The following is a 19018-nucleotide window of genomic DNA, read 5'->3' on the forward strand; positions in this document are numbered from 1 at the left end:
AACACTCGCAAAGGTGAGTCACAACCCAGCGATATCAGATATTGTCAACAATCTACACCATTGAAAAGAATTATGCACCGATAATAAGGTAAGCGTCTAACCAACCACACCTAGATTTACTTGCCAAGGCATCAAATCTTCAAGTCCATCATCTGTATTGCGCTTAGGGATTTCTGTCAGCAAATGCTCAACATACTTTACCGGATTCAGGCCATTTGCCTTAGCCGTTTCGATAATCGAATATAAAATAGCGCTGGCTCTCGCACCGCTGGCGGTGTTGCTAAACAGCCAGTTTTTGCGGCCGATCACAAAGGGTTTTACGGCGCGCTCCGCGCGATTATTGTCGATGCACAGCTGTCCATGTTGTGTGTAGGTAGTGAGCTTTCTCCATTGTCGCAGCGTGTATGCGACCGCATGACCTAATGTGGATTTAGGGGGCGTTTGTTCCATTGATTTATCGAGCCATGCTTTAAATTCAGTGAGCAGCGGTACAGCATGCAACTGCCGCAGGGTATATTTTTCTTCCGGTGTTTTGTCGTTCAGTAGCGCTTCCACACGGTAGAGTTTCTGAATGTGCGCCACTGCCCAATCAGCACGGCCTACTTTGCCCTTTGGTTGTACTTTTTGCGCATCGATAAATTTCCGGCGTGCATGAGCCATACAACCAGCCAGTGTTGCTTGAGTGCTTTCGTAAGCCGCATAACCATCAACCTGTAAATAGCCTTTATAGCCGCTTAGAAATTCTTTCGGGCAAGCAGCTGCGCGACTGGGTTGATAGTCGTAAATCACAATGTTGTTCGCGGAGCTGTTCGGATCAGGAGAATCTCTGCCGCTACAGTAGACCCACATGTAATTATTTTTTTTGTCATCCTGAAGCACTGTCACTGGCGTTTCATCTGCATGGATGGCGGTTTGTGTTAGCAGCGTTATTGTTAATCGCTGCAATAGCCTTTCAAGAACATCCGCACTACGCACTATCCAGTTGGACAGGGTGTTGCGATTGAGGTCGATATTCAGTTGCTTAAAAATAATTTCCTGGCGATACAGCGGCAGTGCCAATTGGTATTTGTTGCCGATAATGTGTGCCAGCAAGCTGGGCGTGGCCATGCTTTTGGGAATGGGGCTGGCTGGCACAGGGGCGATCACAATCGGCGTATTCGTATCGTTCTTTTCGCACTGACGACAGGCGTATTTCAGGCGCAGGGTTTCAATGACTTTTAAACTGGCGGGAATGTATTCCAGTTGTTCACTTTTTTCTTCGCCGATTTTGTGTAAGTCGCCATTACAGCAAGGGCACATTTTTTCTGTATCAGCGATATCAATTATGCGTGTTTCACGCGGCAAATCGGCGGGCAATGGTTTACGGCCGGTTTTCTTTTTAGTTGAAGTGGCGGCAGATGTGATATCCGTCGCTGTAGCGTCTGTTGTTATCTCTGCGTCACTGTCTGCCGGGATTTCGTCTACTATTACTTCCGCTTCGTTAAATAACCAATCAAGTTGATCTGGGGATTTTTCTGAAGACGTGCCAAATTGGCGGCTTTGCGCCAGCTTGAATTGCTCACGCAGAAAACGAATTTCTTGCTCCAATATTTTATTTCGCTCTTTAAGCGAATCAATTTCGACAAGTAATTTATGAGAGTTTGGCATGGCCGTATTTTACTACGACCACCGAGGTTACATCAAAATAATTAACTGGCTTGCTGAAAAAATACCGGTTGATGCCCAATCACATCATAACCGCCTAGCAGCCACTGTAATTGTTGTTCACTCAAGGTAAGTGTTGCAGTTTGAATTTGTGTTGGCCACTTAAAGCGGGCTTTTTCCAAACGTTTGTACCAGAGTACAAAGCCTGTAGCATCCCAATAAAGAATTTTCAGTTTATCGCGCGAGCGATTACAAAATACATACAGCGCAGGCTCAAATGCCGAGCGTTCCAACGCTTGCTCTATCACTACGACGAGGCCATTGATGGATTTGCGAAAATCGATAGCATCCTTGTACAGAAAAATCGCAGGCGGATCAACAAAGCAGCGCATTATGCAAGCGCCTTAATAACGTCCGCTAACCATTGCGCCGATACTCCCGTGGGCATACGCAGCTGTGTGGCACCGATGTGAAGCTGAATACTTTGGTTTTCGAGGGTTTTTGTCGTTATCGCAACAAAGCGATTTTCTGCGGGTTGCGTCGCCAATTGCTTTTTGCGTGTACTGAAATATTTATTATCAATCCCGCGCTCTGCGCAAAATGCCTTCGCGGTTTGTCCTGAGGCGGCTTGCTCCTTAATCAGTGCTCGCCATTGCTCTTGTGTTAATCTGGCCATCATCATTCCTCTGTTGAAAAAGGATTAGGCTAATGATTGGTGGCCAAAATGGGAATGTGTGCTTTATTGGACGCTTACATAATAAGCAGATAAATCACATATTGTTTAGGCTTTTTTGCCCTTAAATTAAGGTTTACCAATGAGTTTTCTGATCATTAGTGCAAATCACGAGGTAGGCTTGGGGAATAGAGGGGAATAGAGGGGGAAAGTAACTAAAAACAGGAGACATAGCTAATAAGCTTGTCGGCAGACTGGCAGGCACTTGAGGTGAGGAATGAAAAGATCACATCGAATCAAGATGACAACACTCAGATAATCCTCCTTAACTAGCTCCAGGAGCGCTGCTTATTATCGTTTATCAAGCCTACTCACAACCTATATTTTTCCAAGAAGATATCCTTGGGTTAATTAAGCCTAATCTATCGATTACTGCCTTAATCGTTCCATCCTTTTTTAATTCAGATAGGCCTATTTCCAAAGCTAAAAATATCTTTTTCCCATCAGTATAATTTTTACTGACGGCGTAATGCAGTGAATCTTTAAATACCAATTTAACACCTTCTATGGGGCGCAATTTAACTCCATACAACTCCACCTCAAGATTATCGTTCGCCGGAAAAGTAGTAATTAGATAGTCGGCACGCCCTACACCTACCATACGAAACATATTTACATAGGTGCGTGCACTTATTATTTTAGAGCCAACGCAATCAATACTTTCAACATCAACCTCCCACCCGGCATTAGTCACGGCAGTGAGTGCGCTGATTTGCTGTCGAGTATTAAAACTCAATGCTAATTCATTGGTAGGTTTTACGAAAACACCTTTAACAAAAGTATTAGCTGGAATTATTGGACTCGAAATATAAAAGCGAGACTCATCAAAATCACGGCGCCACCCTCCAAAAGCCAAGGCAGCGATAGAATTACCATCCAACTCACGCAGTAAGCGTCCATAGACAGGGAAAGCTTTGAAATCAAAGCTAGGCTCCAAGCCTCCCAACCTCAACGCCTCACAAAAAATTAGAAATTCAGCAAGTATTTGATTATTAGTAATTGGGTAGTCACGCGGATGAGGGCACTCACCATTGACGAGTACTGTTTGAAAGGCATTAATATGCTCAGAGTAAACCCCCACAGGAATTCGAATTTTTTCTGCAGAAGCATGACACGACAATAATGATAGGATAATTAAACCTACTATTGGCAGCTTTTTCATTGCACCCTCTGACTTTTCGAGACAACACGAAATTCACTATAACTATTTAATTATCCCACCCAACACTTCCTATTAATAACATTTAATTTAAATAAAAGACTCGCCGTACGTCCGAGCTATTTACTTAATAGTTCATAAACTTCGCAACAAATTAAATATATTATGTTTCTCTAAATACGATAAAAACTCAAAGCGGCCAAAGATCATATCAGCATCACCAGCTGTAGTGCTAGTATTTTTATGCCCAACTATTACCACCTGCAAAGGGGTTACGTGACCATCATGCAAAAACAATACTGGATGCTTCCGTGATTAATATTTCCCATTGCCCCCTAATTAGAGCCATCGTAAAGCACAATACCCATCACCAAATCACCTGCTACTAATTTATTATTAGCCTCCCAGTAAATCCATATTGCATACTAGCCCTATAGCGGTGCTCAGCGATAATCTCCACCTGCGACTCTATGTATTTTCATATCTATATAGAAGTGGATAGAAAAATTATGAAACTTATCCGGCGCATGGCTTGCTATTTTCTGAATAGACTAATGACTGCCTGCGCAACCAATATCGCAAAGTAACTATCACTTTTTTACATTGGGCTGATCATACATGCCGGAAGAACGCGTGCGCACAATCAAAAACAATGCATAGTGATTAATTAATTAAAAAAATTCCGAAGTGACTCCTAACGAGTTATTAGAATAAAATTGATGACCAGCTACCATTGTATTTTAAATTTGTTAGCACACTGTATCACTCCAAATAAACTCTGCCTCACGACCATCAATATTTTGCAGCAGACCCACACCAAATACTGACGGCGCTATCTACTTACCAAATACCGTTGGATCACATAGGAGCCACACCCGTCACGATAGTGGCAATTAACCTAGGCAATACCGGCACCCGAATTAAAATTTACTTCAGTAAAATCCATTAGATTAACCGAACCAAAGAAGTTCATGTCTGAAGTAAAAACCTCAGCCACACCAGAACAAAACCGGAAACTAACCTTATGGTCCTAAATTGTAAAAGCATCACCATTTTCGACCACTTTTATAATAGACGACATTTTAACGCATATTGAAATATTTGATTACTGATGAGTATTACATCTGCATGCATCCCCTCCACCAATATCGGACACCCTGAAACTGGGTAAACCTGCTCCAGTGGTGATCAATGGCGCCCCCGCAGTTGAACAAAAGATATACAGCCGACTTTAAGTCAGAGCCACTAAAGCATGCTGAGCGTTTTAGTGTGGCCGAGGCCGCTGAAAAGCTGGGCACCTACCTCAGCCAAATCTACAGCTGGCGCAGTACGCTGAACAACAACCGATCTGGTGTCGAAAGAGAGCCACTCCTGCAACCAAAAACGCTCGCCTTAAGCGCAAACTGGCAGAGCAAGCAGAAACGCTATAAATTCTAAAAATGGCGCCACCTACTTTGCGAAGCATTAAAAATAAATCGCTATGAATTTATGCTGACATACTACGCGCTATTTTCAATCTCGATGATGGCGCGCGTGCTATTAGTTTCTCGATACGGATATTAAAGCTGGCTAAATAGCCGTTTGGTGGTCAGTCGGCACATGCAGTAAAGAGTGGCGATTGATGTGTTGGTAAAGGCTGCACTTGCAGCCGAAAAAGGTCGCCATGGTGCTGGACGAATGTTTCATGATTTGGGGAAACAAAATAATCCACTCGACATAAAAACGATTAATATTAAGTTTGAAAAGATAGGTAGTAATTGCAAAGGCGGGCAAACTATTCAAAGTGACTATTCACAGCAATCAAGCACTGCTTGTTGCACCATACCTATTGGCAGAGATGTTTCTACGGAGTATCCCGATGACAAATGGGTGGCGGATAGTATTTATATCCAAACTACTAAAGGCTAGTTATATTTAGCGGTGATGATTGATTTTTATTCGCGTAAAACTGTTGACTGTTCAATGAGTAAAAATATAGATACTCAATCTTTTTGTGATGTGTTAGTAATGGCCTTGTGGCGACGAAAGTTACCGCAGGTATTATTGTTCACAGCGATCTAGGTGGCCAATATGCATCGCATGGAGCCTGTAAATACTTCTGTGTAACTGCCGGTTACTGATAATCGCTCAAGCGTTCATCAAAGACAATCATAAAGTGGTTCAATGCTGCGCGCCAATTTCGAATTGGCATTGTCCACTTTTTAGCCGCATCTTGAATCGCCAAATAAATAACTTTTTTCGCAGAATCATCGGTCGGAAATAACTTCCGTTTTTTGATGGCTTGGCGAATGACGCTGTTCAGGGATTCAATCGCATTCGTCGTGTAAATCGCACGCCGAATGTCTTCAGGATATTGGAATAGCGTGCGCAGGTTCGCCCAATGCGTGTGCCAGCAGCGACTGATCTGCGGGTACTTGTCATCCCAGCGCTCGCCTAGTTGCTCCAGCGCCAAAAGCGCCTCTTCTTCGGTCACGGATTGGTATATCCGCTTCAAGTCAGTGGTTACGGCCTTGTAGTCCTTCCAAGGCACATATCTCACCGAATTGCGCACCATGTGCACCACGCACAGCTGGATTTGGGTTTGCGGATAGACGGCAGTGATGGCGTCAGGAAAGCCTTTGAGACCATCAACACAGGCAATCAAGATGTCACGCACACCGCGATTCTGAAGTTCGGTTAGTACTCCAAGCCAGAATTTGGCGCCTTCATTTTCTGATAACCATAGGCCCAGCAACTCTTTTTGGCCGTCCATAGTAACGCCCAACGCCAGGTAAATCGCTTTGTTGATTACCTGCTTATCCTGCCGGATTTTCACCACAATACAGTCCAAATAGACAATCGGATAGACCGCATCTAGCGGGCGCGATTGCCATTCAATCACTTGCTCAATCACCGCATCGGTGACTTTGGAGATCAATGTGGGTGATACGTCAGCACCATACATTTCTTTAAAGGTTGCGACGATTTCACGGGTTGTCATGCCCTTGGCGTAGAGGCTCAGAATCTTGTCATCCATGGAGGTAAAGCGAGTTTGATGCTTCTTCACCAGTTGCGGCTCAAAACTGCCCTCACGATCCCGCGGGGTATTGAGCTGGAATTCACCTTCTTCCGTTTTCAGTGTTTTAGTGGTGTGCCCATTGCGGCTATTGGAGGCGGTGGATTTCTGGTGCTTCTCATAGCCAAGATGGGCGTCCAGCTCACCGTTGAGGGCAGCCTCTACGGCGACTTTGGTCAGCATCTGGGTGAAATTACTCAGATCTTTTTCGGTTTTCAGGTGCATTGCCGCTTCGCGGGCAAAGGCTTCAAGGTCTTTTGGGTTCATACTGTTTATCCTTCCCTTCGGAGGGTTAATGATAAACAGTTACACAGATTTAATTACAGTCTCATCGCATGCATTCAGGAGCTTATTAAAAAATATTATCTCGCACAAAGTATGATCCTAAAGGAATATTATTGGGGAGATGTGTGTGCGAAAAGCTTCTTTCATTCGCCCAAGGCTGAACTGATTCACGGCAAGCCATTACAGGATGGAGAACAAAACCGCGATTCTATTTTTGAATATATCGAAGTAGACTATAATCAGAACCGCCGCCACAGTGCCCTTGTGTCTTGGTCTTGGTCTTGGTCTTGGTCTTGGTCTTGGTCTTGGTATTATCCCTGAGCGCCTTGAGGCAATAAATGTATTTTAGTTAACTGTCTGAAGTTGGTGGTGGTTATCACACTGATATTAAGCCAATACATATAAAAAAGCCCCGAAACCGGGGCAAAGTCACAGAGAGCACTCTGGGGTTGACTCTCTAACTAACGACAACACATAAAAATACCAAACCGTTACAGCGAGGAGATGTCTAACCATAGTTCAGTGCGATCTATTGGCGTATCTGCTGAAAGATTGGGATTATCGATTTCAAATATACGACGAGTTTTTAATCCAGCATTCTCCAACGCAGACTTCACAGCGGCGTTGCCAAAAAACAATTTATTAAATTCACCATCAGCAAGCGCCTTCTCTAATCCTGTTTGTAATGCATCTGCCAACCGCTCATTGTCCTTTGAAACAAAAAAGTAGAATGGATTTTTGTAAACCAAAAGAATTCTCTTCTCCACCGCCAAATCCAATGCTGAAAAGCTTTGTAGTTCCCCCCATGGCTCATGGATAGCGCGTGGAAACGCATCAAAGCGTCCACCTTCAACCATATTCATCAAACCCGCAAATTTCATCGTAGTGATTACATTAAAGTTGGCAGCCTTGAGAATTTCAGTATCCGCCCAAGTTCTGCCCTGCCCAAAGGAAACATTTTGGCGTAACTGCTCAAGGGTTTTAATCTGATCAAATTTAGCTTGATTACTCTTATTGATTATAAAAACCCTATAGCCAAACATACCCTTAAACAACGGTATACGAACGGGTCGCAATTGCTGCTCTTTTTCTTTGTCTGTCGCTGTCCACATTACACTGAGCTCACCACTTTCCACCTCACTGGTAACTCGTGGAAGAGTCTTTTCCGGCAGAGGCTGCTCCTCGATAGTGAATTTTTTTTCAGAGTAACTTAGCGCGAGGCGCAACATATCCAGACAATACTGATCATTTGAGTTAGCAATGGGGGGAGTCAAAATAATTTCCGCGGACGCGAACCCACTTAGTAAGACAAAGAAAAAGCACTTAATTGAATTAATTAAACTTTTCAGCATATCGACTCCGAGGGAGGCTTAATACTCGCAACTAAATTCACAAATCCCCCTAAAAGCAAATTGTTAAAGGTAAAAAAGAGGAAGTATCACCTATCCCCCACAATCTTGATTTCGGCAAAAGGGGCTTAAACGCAACCTGAGATGTATAAATAGCGAATATCTAAGTTGCCAATCGATCCAGTTAACGTTAACATTACCCTATGGAATTTCTTCTGTCAAACACGAAAATAATTCGCCAGTGGTAGCAGATATATCAAGTACACAGCGCCCAACCCTCTGTTTAGGTTCACTCTTTAAAGGCGAGAAATGATTACAAAAATTACCAATCCGATTATAAGAGGGTTCAATCCAGACCCTAGTATTATTCGCGTAGAGGATGACTATTTCCTCGTAACGTCAACCTTTGAATGGTTTCCCGGTGTGCAAGTACACACCTCTCGCGATCTTGTGCACTGGCGTACCATTGGTCAGATTCTTGACCGCAGTTCCCAGCTCAACATGAAAGGCATGCCGGATTCTTGCGGAGTGTGGGCACCCTGCCTGAGTTACAATCGCGGTACTTTTTATTTGGTGTACAGCAATGTGCGCTCATTTGATGGCCCCTGGAAGGATACACCGAACTACCTCGTCACCAGTCAATCGATCAATGGTCCTTGGTCAGACCCCATTTATCTCAATTCCAATGGTTTCGATGGCTCTCTATTTCATGATCTAGATGGGAAAAAATGGTTAGTCAATATGCTGGTTGATCACCGAGGAGGGAAGTTTTTTGGTGGCATTCAATTACAAGAGTGGGATGAGACGCGCGGCGAACTGATTGGCGCCACTCATCATATTTTTCAAGGTACCGAATTGGGGTGCACAGAGGGGCCGCATCTATATTACCACAACGGATGGTATTACTTGGTACTCGCCGAAGGTGGGACTGAATATAACCATGCTGTCACTATCGCACGTGCAAAAAATATTACCGGCCCCTATGAGTTACACCCGAAGAATCCAATTGTCAAGGCTTCGCCCTGTGCATTTTTTCAACGCACAGGTCATGCAGATTTTATAGAAACACAAAACGGGGAGTGGTACATCGTTTATCTCGGTAGCCGACCCATAATGCCCGCCAAACGCTGTACTCTTGGCCGGGAGACATTGATTGAACAACTGTTTTGGAAAGATGACTGGCCGCACCTTGCTAATGCAGATAAAAATACACGCCTAACCATCCCCGCGCCAGATTTGATGCAGCACCCCTACCCTGCTATCGCGATTAAGGACAATTTCAACACCAGTAAACTTGCTCCCCATTGGCAGTCATTGCGCATTCCCACGGATGAAACCTGGATAAGCCTAACTGAACGGCCGGATTTTTTACGCTTAAAAGGTAGAGAGTCACTTAGCTCAACTCATGAACAAAGTTTAATTGCACGGCGCTTACAATCTTTTGATGTTATTGCAGCCTGCAAAATGGAGTTTTCACCCACTTCATTCCAGCAAATGGCCGGCATAGTCTGCTACTACAACACTAATCACTATATCTATTTTCACGCAACAAACGATGAGACAGATTCAAATTTCAATCAATTACACCTAATTGAGGTAATTAATGGTGAGCTGTTTGAGCCTATGGTAGAGAAAATATGCTATCCAAAAACACAACCTGTTTATTTACAATTGACATGGCAGCGCGATGAATTACAGTTTTATTACTCGCTCACCAATGAACCCGAGAGTTGGATAAAGTGTGGCCCGCTGCGAGACGGCAGCGTTCTTTCAGATGATGTTGTTCGCGATGGCGGGCATAAGTACCGTGCCGCATTTACCGGAGCATTTATTGGATTGTGTTGTCAAGATTTTACCGGCAAAAAAGTACACGCTGATTTTGATTGGTTTTCCTACCAAGAACTTGGCGAATAATAACTAACTGGAGATAATCTCTATGAAAAAAACACCCGCATTATGGTCGCTGCTGTTTATTGCCACTCTACTCTTGAACGGCTGCAATACAGCCGTCACTCAAAGCGATATAGCATCATTAGCAACAAATGAATCTGCAATTCCTGCAAAAATAGTTGCGCGAAACTTGCCTAAGAAGGAGAAAATTTTATTTGTAATCGGGCAAGATACTGAAACCCTCAATGCATTTAAAACCAATGTATTAGACAAAGATCCAGAGTTCCCCTATCCGGGCGGAGTAACCCTCTACACTAAAATTTCTCACTCTTTCAAATACGGCAGCCTTGCTGGTGTAACTACCGATGTCGATTATGGATCAGGCAGAAATAACTTTGTTGAAACACTACAACAATTTCCCGGCACTGCTTTAGCCGTTGGTTTGGATATCACCGATGCACATGCTGACTGCAAATCGATTCCTACCAAAGCCATTGGTGGCATAGTAGATTCAGATATAACACCCGAACTGGCGGATTTTTACCGCGGCGAAGTCGATAAGTTAATTAACTTTCTCAAAAAATCTGATCGTCAAATATTTTTACGCATAGGCTATGAATTTGACGGTCCTTGGAATTGCTACAACCCCGATGCTTACAAGGCAGCTTACCGCTATATAAAGGAACGTATTAATGCGTTAAATGCCGATAAAATTGCCACTGTATGGCAAACCGCCTCTTGGCTGCGCGATCAGGATATTTATAAGGTGACTAACGAGAACCATTTGGAAAAATATTACCCTGGCGACGATGTTGTCGATTGGATTTCTTTTTCAAAATTTTATGGCGAGCACTATCGCAAACATCAATGGAGCTGTGACGCACTAAATCCAGAGTGGTTTACTCCTGCAGTGAGTGCAGTATCTCAGCATGACCGATTGCTCGACTTCGCTCGTGCCCACCATAAACCTGTAATGATTGCCGAAGCGGCCCCTGCAGGTTATAGCACCTCTGAATTAACAGCTAGCTGTATATTTACCAATCGTCCAACAGCAATGACTGCAAATGAAATCTGGAATAGCTGGTATCAGGATTGGTTTGACTATATCGAAAAAAATCGTGACGTGATTCGTGCAGCAGCATATATAAATACCAACTGGCATACACAATCAATGTGGTATTGCGAACCCAATGCCACGGCTGGAGCAGAAGGCTGCAAACAGAGCTATTGGGGTGATAGCCGCATAGAAGCAAATCCGAGTATTTTAACACGCTTTGCCAAAGCGCTTAAAAGCCCTATTTTTGTTCAAGAATCTCGTCACTGATAAACTGGATACTCATTTTATGAATTATAAGCAACTTGCAGAACAATTTTGGCGCGATGGCTACATTATGTTGGAAAACTTTTTTCCTATTGATTTAATGGATAGCTACAACCAAAAAATTCTTGGGCACTTTGGGGAGTCACCCGAGTTTTCTCACAATGAAGAGTTTTTAGAAAAATCGGATACCGAGGTAATTCCTTGGTTTCCTCAGCGAGAGGGAGAGCATCTGTTCGATTCAGTTGAGAAAGACCCTCGGTTAATTGCGCTCACGCAAGCGATTCTTGGCGATGATTGGTACACCCAATATTGTATGGTGATGTTTTCTCGCCAAGGCACAAAAGGCCAGGCATGGCATCAAGATTGTCCACCGGAAGATCCCTCTCGCTTCAACATGAACCGCTTGATTTACACAATGGATATTACCGAGGAAACCGGCGGCTATACCATGGCAGTAAAAGGCTCTCACAGAATAGGCCTGTTGCCAGCTTGCGACCATGATGTCGATTTTCCTGAGCAACAAACATTTATCCCAAAAAAAGGAACATTGATTTTATTGCACGGACACACTTGGCATAAAGTATTACCCGTAACAGGGAAATACCGCGTATCTACTAATTACCGCTCTGCTCCAGTAGGCACACCGGAAAACATTACCGACATTTGTGTCTATCGCAATATGCGCTATCAATTTTCAACCAGTCATGTCGTTGAGGACCGATTAGCATAAGAGTAAAAAAGGATAGGGAATTCACTTTTGCAGAGCAAAACCTCGATGTGGAAAGTACATCGAGGAATAAACAGTAAAGTTTAATCCCTTACAATCCATACCTGTCGAGGAGACTCTCGTGGCCAAACAATCAATAATCAATATGCGCCCTGAATCAACGAGACTATCCTTCGATCGCTCTGCAGCTAGCCAGATTTTCGAGTTGTTGCGCGACGCTATTCTAAGCATGGAACTGCTGCCCGGGCAAATGATTTCCGAAGCGTCCCTCACTCAACAATTTGGCGTTAGCCGGACACCGATACGTGAGGCCATAATGAAACTTGCTACTATTGGCTTTGTGGAAATTCTACCTCAGCGAGGAACTTATGTTTCAAAACTGAGCGAAGAAAAAATTTTAGAAGCCCAGTTTATTCGGGAGGCTTTGGAGGTCTCAGTTGTCAAACAACTTGCAGCCAACACTGACCAATATTTTCGATTAGATGTAGCAAACGCCTGTGAAAAAATTATTGATTATCAAAATAAAGCGGCAGCAGATAAGGATGCTATTTCGTTTAAAAATATGGACGATGAGTTCCATCAAACACTGGCAGTTTTTGCCCAGTACCCCCGCGCAGCATTATTAATTGAATATGAAAAATATCACATGGATAGAGTGCGCAATTTAAGCTTACATGTGGTAGGCCAATATAAACGAATTCTTAATCAACACTCCGCCATAATCAATGCCATAAAAGTGGGATCCACAGAAAAGGCAACTGCAGCGATGAGCTTACACCTGAAGGATGTTTACAATATCCTAAAAGTAATACCTCAGGAACATCCAACATACTTCAATTAAACAGCAATGAAATGGGGTGGCGCAATACGCCGCCCCTTAATGAAATTTCATACCTATACGATGTGATTCCATTCAGCTTTAATAAGCTTCATAAGTTGCTGAAAACGCAAACTGGCGCTATGCGGGACCACATCTGACTCTAGCTTACCCGCCAAAATATCTCGACTTGCGGCATCAATTTGATAATCAAAACCAAGTGTTTTTCGCTCATCGTAAAATGCATCCACCTGTTCATCTAATTTATACAGAAAACATTTATCGGCGCGCCAAAAGTCGGGTATCGCAATGTATCCATGGCTACCAATGATATAGGTCCAATTTTGTAGTTTGGCACTGAATGAACTACCAATAGTTGCCATAGCATTTGGAAAGGTCAAGATTGTTGACACATCAGTCTCTACCCCATTGGGAGCAAGCTTTACACTGGAATAGTGCTGCAACAATGGCTCCTGAATAAACAGATGACTCATTGCAACTGGATAGACACCCATTTCCAGCAAACAGCCGCCAGCTAGTGAAGCATCGTATTCGCGGCGTAGCGGATCATAAGGTAGAGGATAACCAAAGTCAGATTTCACATGACGAATCTGGCCAATTCGACCTATTTCAATCCATTCTTGCGCCTTGCGTATCGCCGGCAGAAAATAGGTCCACATTGCTTCCATAAAAAAGCGCTGGTTAAACGTGGCGCAGGCAATTAGCTGCTCGCACTCAGCGACAGAAACTGTCACAGGCTTTTCACACAATACATGCTTACCTGCGTTTAGCGCCGCCAAAGCCTGAGCACAATGCAAATTGTGTGGAGTCGCGATATAAACTGCATCAACACTTATATCGGAAAATAATTCTGCGTAACTACCGTAATATTTTTTTAATCCATATTGCGCGGAAAACCCAGCTGAAGCCTCAAGCGAACGAGAAGCCACGGCAACAAGCTCTGCCGACCCCACTAGGGCAATATCCTGCGCAAATGTATGCGCTATGCGCCCTGCCCCAACTATACCCCACCTAACCTTATCGCTCACAGACTATCATCTCCGCTATTGATTAAATAATTTAACAACAATCTATCAAACTGATTTATTTGCCAAGGATATCTCCAGTTGCTCAAGCGATTGACCTTTGGTCTCAGGTAAATATCGCATAATAAAAATCAAACCCATTACAGCAAATAATCCATAAATAATGAAGGTCGCGGTTGCCCCCAGATTTTCTAGCTGCCAGGGGAAAAATAACTGTACAGCAAAACTGACTATACTGTTAATAACCCCCACAAACGCAATCGCAACACTGCGCACTTGATTAGGAAATATCTCCGACAGCAGCACCCACATGACAGGCCCAAGGGATACCGCAAAGGCAGCCACGAACCCTAAAATACCGAGCAAAATCACCGTAGAATTTATTTTTATTGCAGCAGTGAGCAACTCACTTTCATACTGCTTTGCCAGCTGATTACCCAAGTGCATACGCAGGTCGCGTTTAAAGTCCACGTCATTGGTATAAGCCAAATTAAACATAGGCGTTAACTGCTGCAGTGCCGCGGGCGCCACAGCCGCGGAATTTTGTTCGGTAAGCTGATACTTAGCTTGTGAGAAGCCATAACCGCACAGCCCCATGCTTAACATAACCCCCACTAAGCCCACCAGCATCAAAGGGCGACGACCAAAACGATCAATACAGACAACCGCTATCAGGGTGAAAACAATATTAATAATACCAATCCAAATTGCCTGCGCAAAAGCGGCATTGGTGCCGACGCCACTCTGCTCAAAAATAGTCGGGGCGTAAAAATACACAGCATTAATACCCGTGGCCTGCTGAATAATAGCGACCACTATACCCACCACTAAAATAAAGCGAGTTTTGTGCGAAAACAAACTGGCAAGCTTAGTGAAAAAGCTACCGCTATCGCTATGACTGGTGCCGTAGGACAACTGTTCATCTACCTCAGCCGCGGGGAATAAGCGCACCAATAATTTTTTAGCCTCAAGACTGCGTTTATTTAAAATCAACCAACGCGGACTTTCAGGTACGGCAAACAGCAACACAAAATAGAGTGCAGCGGGAATGATTTCTAAGCCCAGCATCCAACGCCAAAGATCATCTTTTAAATTCAAGACTTGCGCCCATTCAGCGGGCGAACTAACTTGTGACAACAGCCAATAGTTAGAAAAATAGGCGGCAGAAAAACCCAACATAATATTAAGTTGGTTAATAGAAACATATTTTCCGCGCAGCGCAGCCGGGGTTATCTCAGCAATATATAGAGGTGCCACCATGAGCGAGGCAAAAGCCATTCCGCCAATAAAGCGAAACACCACCAGCATAAGGTAGCCGTTGGCAAAGGCCGACCCCAAGACTGACACCACATAGAGCAAAGCGATACTTAGTAGAATTTTTTTGCGCCCATAGGCATCGGTCAAGTAACCCACGACGCTAGCCGCCAATACCGCACCGAGGGTGGGAGAACTTACCACCAACCCCTGCTCTAGGGCGCTAAGCGAATACTGCTGGCTAATTTGCGCTATGGCACCAGAGATGACCGAGGCATCAAAGCCAAACACAAACCCACCTAAGGAAACCACCATCGCCAGGACAAGGCTTAGATATTTGTTGTAACTCATGTAGCAACACCTTTTATTTATTCATTATTAATTGACTGAGTAATCACTTCTTACTAGTCTCTTACTCAACACCATTTAAGAGTAAAATGGAAAATACAAATTTGCACAGTATTAAACTACTAAAGTCAGCCCTGCGCTAAGCCTCTAACCCATATTCCAGTTTTTAACCCAGCGCCACCCAAAATGCCTTTGATTAAAAAACCTGCATTTTCCTGTTGCAAATCCGCACGCCAATTGTTAACGTTAACTCTATCGACAAATACCATCGATATCAAGCGTAAATTGCACGCAATCCAGAGGCTCAAGCTCATGGCTAGTGCGGCACCAACAAAGCCCACTAAGGGCATACTAAGGTTTTAACAAGAGTCCAATAAAAACTCAGAGGGGAAGACAATAATGAAACCACAAAATATGAAAATGAAGTTACTCGCCACCAGTATTGCCGCCGCTATAGCTGCAACTACCTCGGGCATCAGCATGGCACAGGAAGCAGGCAGCAGTATTGAGGAAGTTGTCGTGACCGGTATTCGCAGCTCGCTGGAGCGCGCCATGGATATCAAGCGCGAATCCTCCGGTGTAGTAGATGCTATCTCCGCCGAAGACATGGGCAAGTTCCCCGATTCCAACTTAGCCGAGTCACTGCAGCGCATTACCGGCGTATCGATTGATCGCAAAAATGGCGAAGGCAATCAAATCACCGTGCGCGGTTTTGGCCCCAGTTTTAACTTGGTAACACTCAATGGCCGCTCCATGCCTTTTGCTGACTCACCCAAGCAGGAAGGCGTAGGTGGAACACAAAACCGCAGTTTTAACTTTGAGCAAATTGCGTCGGAATCTGTTAGCGGCGTAAATCTGTATAAAACCGCTAAGGCCAGCCAAGCATCGGGCGGCATAGGCGCAACGGTTGATATTCAAACCGCTAAGCCTTTTGATCACAATGAAATGAAAGCCGCATTTAGCGTAAAAGCCATGTCGGACACCACCGTCATTAAGGGCGCAACTACCACCCCCGAAATATCCGGCATGATCTCAAATGTATTCGCCGATGGCCGCCTTGGATTATTAGCGGCAGGCTCTTACTCACAGCGCGACAGCGCGCAAGATATTATTGCCACCGACGGCTGGCTGCGCCAAACCAAGGGCAACTGCGAGCTGGGCTTTAGCACCGCTAGCGACAACTGCGGCGGCAATCGCATTGATGATTCCGCGATAGACATAACGCGCAATCCAGACGGCACCATTTGGCTGCCGCAAAACTACAATATGGATGTGAGCAACCACGAGCGCACACGCACTAATTTACAGTTGGTAGGTCAACTGAAAGTTACCGATGCGCTAACCGCCAAGTTGGATTACTTTTACTCGGATTACCAAGACGATATAGAGCGCTACCAAACCGCGCACTGGTTCGGCAATTGGGTTAATGGAGCAACCGACAGCAATGGCACCATCAGCAAAATCGTCAATGGCGCGGGCGGCACTGACTTTATCGGCTACATAGATCAAGTGCAAACCACTAACGACTCGGTGGGCTTAAACCTTGAGTGGGCCATTAGCGATCAAATGACCGCCACTTTCGATGCCCATCACTCTGTCTCCCACGCACAGCCCGACGGCACCCTGTCCGAGCAATCCATACTGCTCACTAATGCCGACTTCTACTGCGCCACCTATGGCCAGTGCTACGCCGGTCAGTTCACCGTAGACTATGGTCAGGGAACACAATTGCCAATACTTAACGACCCAGCGCAAATGGCCGCCGCCGGTTTTGATGGCAATGCACACTGGCTTTACGATGGTGCCTACAAGGCCACGCAATACGATTTGCCCAGTGTCGGTGGCAACCTAGTCATTGGTCGTGGCAATGAAGTTGAAAACACCATTGACCAAGCCAAGTTTGATGTGGTTTGGGAAAACAGCAGCGACAGCGCGCTCACCAAAATCAACCTAGGCACCAGCTATGTAGATTTTAATTACGAAACAACCTGGCGCATGAACATGACTACCCTTGGCCGCGCCTGGAACCCCAGCGTTGATCAATTGACTGTAGTGCCCAAGGGCAACACCGCTAGCGACTTTAGTGGCCATGAATCACTCTTTGCCAACTTCGTGCAATTTGATGTGCCCGCCATGTACCGTCAGATAGAACAAGAATACGGTTTCACCTTTAACCCAGAAGTGTACAACCAAGTTAACGAAGCCACTAGTTCTGCCTATGCCGAGTTTGAGTTCGCCACCGAATTTAACGGCATGCCGGTAAACTTGGTTAGTGGTGTGCGCTACGAAGACACCAAGGTGACCGGCAACACTCGTCAGGTAACACCCTACGCCCTGCGCTATGAAAGTCTGACCGAGCTGCGTCCACAATATACCGACGATGCTGAATACGGTGAGACGTCACTTAAAGGGGGCTACGCCTACTTCTTGCCAAGTTTAGATTTCAGCATTGAAGTTACCGATGACGTTATAGTGCGCAGCTCTGTAGGTCGCAGCCTAACACGCACCGACTTAACCTCCCTGCGCCCCGCCGTAAGCCTTGCCAACTCACGTCCCAACGGCCCCTATTTGGCCTATCAAGGCAACGCCAATTTGCAGCCCTACACATCTGACAACTTCGACGTTTCGCTTGAGTGGTACTACGCCGATGCTAGCTATGCCTCTATCGGCTACTTTAAAAAGTTTGTTGATAACTATGTATCAACCAGCACCACCTCAGGTCTGCTCTATAACGCCGACGGCCTAGCCTACAGCGACCCAAGCCAAGGTGATCTAGGTGGCGCCTGCCCACTGAACGGCAGCGATATTGCCGCCTGCGATGGCACCGCAGTAGCCAATTCACCCAGCATTAACTGGCAGCTCACCACACCCATTAACCAAGGTTCGTCCGAGGTCAGCGGGGTGGAAATCGCACTGCAACATATGTTTGGCGACTCTGGTTTCGGTGCTCAAGCAAATGCCACCTTGGTTAACGGCGATGTAGATTACGACATCTACAGTACCAGCAATCAAGTTGCACTCACCGGTCTGAGCGACTCAGCTAACTTAGTTGCCTTCTACGACAACAACGGTGTGCAAGTGCGTATCGCCTACAACTGGCGCGATGAGTTCCTGCTCTCCACCGACCAACTGCGCGCACCCAATGAACCAGTGTTTGCCGAAGCCTACGGACAAGTCGACTTAACCGCTAGCTACGCGCTTAATGATGTGTTCACCGTGTTTGTTGAAGGCCTAAATATTCTGGAAGAAAACACCCGTCTTCACGGTCGTTTTAGCAACCAACTCGTCAGCGCACAATCCTTCGGTGCACGCTACAACCTAGGGGTAAGAGCAAGCTTTTAAATTGCAGTGAATGGGTGATTTAAAAACAAAAAAATGGGGGAAGCTTTT

At 45.0% G+C, this 19018-nt stretch carries 18 protein-coding genes; 9 read left to right on the plus strand and 9 right to left on the minus strand.

From position 1 onward, the window contains the following. Positions 1-96: 96 nt before the first annotated feature. The 4 genes from tnpC to AC0KUT_RS12260 all read right to left on the minus strand — a co-directional run bounded on the left by tnpC (position 97) and on the right by AC0KUT_RS12260 (position 3539). Entirely contained in the window at positions 97-1647 is a 1551-nt protein-coding gene (tnpC, locus tag AC0KUT_RS12245) for an IS66 family transposase (RefSeq protein ID WP_488830256.1), read from the minus strand. Positions 1648-1688: 41 nt separating this feature from the next. Beyond that, positions 1689-2036: an IS66 family insertion sequence element accessory protein TnpB gene (tnpB, locus tag AC0KUT_RS12250; protein ID WP_488830146.1), complete on the minus strand. Its 348-nt coding sequence runs from the start codon at positions 2034-2036 to the stop codon at positions 1689-1691. After that, a complete protein-coding gene (gene tnpA / locus AC0KUT_RS12255) occupies positions 2036-2326 on the minus strand; it encodes an IS66 family insertion sequence element accessory protein TnpA (protein ID WP_488830258.1) in 291 nt (96 codons plus the stop codon). The genes tnpB and tnpA overlap by 1 nt, the downstream gene beginning before the upstream one ends. A 358-nt stretch (positions 2327-2684) precedes the next feature. Then, on the minus strand, positions 2685-3539 hold the full coding sequence (locus AC0KUT_RS12260) for a hypothetical protein (protein WP_488830260.1): 855 nt from the start codon (positions 3537-3539) through the stop codon (positions 2685-2687). A gap of 1266 nt (positions 3540-4805) precedes the next feature. Here AC0KUT_RS12260 and AC0KUT_RS12265 point away from each other — a divergent pair. From AC0KUT_RS12265 to AC0KUT_RS12275, 3 genes are all read left to right on the plus strand, one after another. After that, positions 4806-4973, plus strand: a complete 168-nt coding sequence (locus tag AC0KUT_RS12265; RefSeq protein ID WP_488830262.1) for a hypothetical protein — start codon at positions 4806-4808, stop codon at positions 4971-4973. Between the two features lie 174 nt (positions 4974-5147). Then, a complete protein-coding gene (locus tag AC0KUT_RS12270; protein WP_488830264.1) occupies positions 5148-5444 on the plus strand; it encodes a hypothetical protein in 297 nt (98 codons plus the stop codon). Between the two features lie 54 nt (positions 5445-5498). Then, positions 5499-5597, plus strand: a complete 99-nt coding sequence (locus AC0KUT_RS12275) for a hypothetical protein (RefSeq protein WP_488835744.1) — start codon at positions 5499-5501, stop codon at positions 5595-5597. A 52-nt stretch (positions 5598-5649) separates the two neighbouring features. Here AC0KUT_RS12275 and AC0KUT_RS12280 read toward each other — a convergent pair whose 3' ends face one another. Continuing rightward, the gene (locus tag AC0KUT_RS12280; RefSeq protein ID WP_488829801.1) at positions 5650-6858 is read right to left on the minus strand and encodes an IS256 family transposase; all 1209 of its coding nucleotides are present in this window, start codon (positions 6856-6858) and stop codon (positions 5650-5652) included. A 111-nt stretch (positions 6859-6969) separates the two neighbouring features. On the opposite strand from AC0KUT_RS12280, the gene AC0KUT_RS12285 reads away from it, so the two are divergent. Further along, positions 6970-7197, plus strand: coding sequence for an IS3 family transposase (locus tag AC0KUT_RS12285; RefSeq protein ID WP_488830266.1), 228 nt, complete (start codon positions 6970-6972; stop codon positions 7195-7197). A 170-nt stretch (positions 7198-7367) separates the two neighbouring features. Here the strand turns inward: AC0KUT_RS12285 and AC0KUT_RS12290 are convergent, their stop codons facing one another. Continuing rightward, positions 7368-8150, minus strand: coding sequence for a diguanylate cyclase (locus tag AC0KUT_RS12290; RefSeq protein WP_488830268.1), 783 nt, complete (start codon positions 8148-8150; stop codon positions 7368-7370). 384 nt (positions 8151-8534) lie between these two features. On the opposite strand from AC0KUT_RS12290, the gene AC0KUT_RS12295 reads away from it, so the two are divergent. The 4 genes from AC0KUT_RS12295 (at position 8535) to AC0KUT_RS12310 (ending at position 13004) form a co-directional block, all read left to right on the plus strand. Continuing rightward, positions 8535-10139 carry a glycoside hydrolase family 43 protein gene (locus tag AC0KUT_RS12295; protein WP_488830269.1) on the plus strand — a complete coding sequence of 535 codons (1605 nt, stop codon included), beginning with the start codon at positions 8535-8537 and terminating at the stop codon, positions 10137-10139. A gap of 22 nt (positions 10140-10161) precedes the next feature. Next, entirely contained in the window at positions 10162-11439 is a 1278-nt protein-coding gene (locus AC0KUT_RS12300; protein WP_488830271.1) for a glycoside hydrolase family 26 protein, read from the plus strand. Positions 11440-11458: 19 nt separating this feature from the next. Then, positions 11459-12166 carry a phytanoyl-CoA dioxygenase family protein gene (locus AC0KUT_RS12305; RefSeq protein ID WP_488830274.1) on the plus strand — a complete coding sequence of 236 codons (708 nt, stop codon included), beginning with the start codon at positions 11459-11461 and terminating at the stop codon, positions 12164-12166. Between the two features lie 118 nt (positions 12167-12284). Further along, positions 12285-13004, plus strand: coding sequence for a GntR family transcriptional regulator (locus tag AC0KUT_RS12310; RefSeq protein WP_488830276.1), 720 nt, complete (start codon positions 12285-12287; stop codon positions 13002-13004). 53 nt (positions 13005-13057) lie between these two features. Here AC0KUT_RS12310 and AC0KUT_RS12315 read toward each other — a convergent pair whose 3' ends face one another. From AC0KUT_RS12315 to AC0KUT_RS12325, 3 genes are all read right to left on the minus strand, one after another. Continuing rightward, positions 13058-14029, minus strand: a complete 972-nt coding sequence (locus tag AC0KUT_RS12315; protein ID WP_488830278.1) for a Gfo/Idh/MocA family protein — start codon at positions 14027-14029, stop codon at positions 13058-13060. Positions 14030-14074: 45 nt separating this feature from the next. Further along, positions 14075-15631, minus strand: a complete 1557-nt coding sequence (locus tag AC0KUT_RS12320; RefSeq protein WP_488830279.1) for a sugar porter family MFS transporter — start codon at positions 15629-15631, stop codon at positions 14075-14077. Between the two features lie 125 nt (positions 15632-15756). Continuing rightward, positions 15757-15978 carry a hypothetical protein gene (locus AC0KUT_RS12325; protein ID WP_488830280.1) on the minus strand — a complete coding sequence of 74 codons (222 nt, stop codon included), beginning with the start codon at positions 15976-15978 and terminating at the stop codon, positions 15757-15759. 49 nt (positions 15979-16027) lie between these two features. Between AC0KUT_RS12325 and AC0KUT_RS12330 the strand changes: the two genes are divergently transcribed. After that, the gene (locus AC0KUT_RS12330; protein WP_488830282.1) at positions 16028-18970 is read left to right on the plus strand and encodes a TonB-dependent receptor; all 2943 of its coding nucleotides are present in this window, start codon (positions 16028-16030) and stop codon (positions 18968-18970) included. The last annotated feature ends 48 nt before the right edge of the window (positions 18971-19018 follow it).

It is taken from the genome of Cellvibrio sp. 25HG11W-0 (assembly GCF_057815475.1).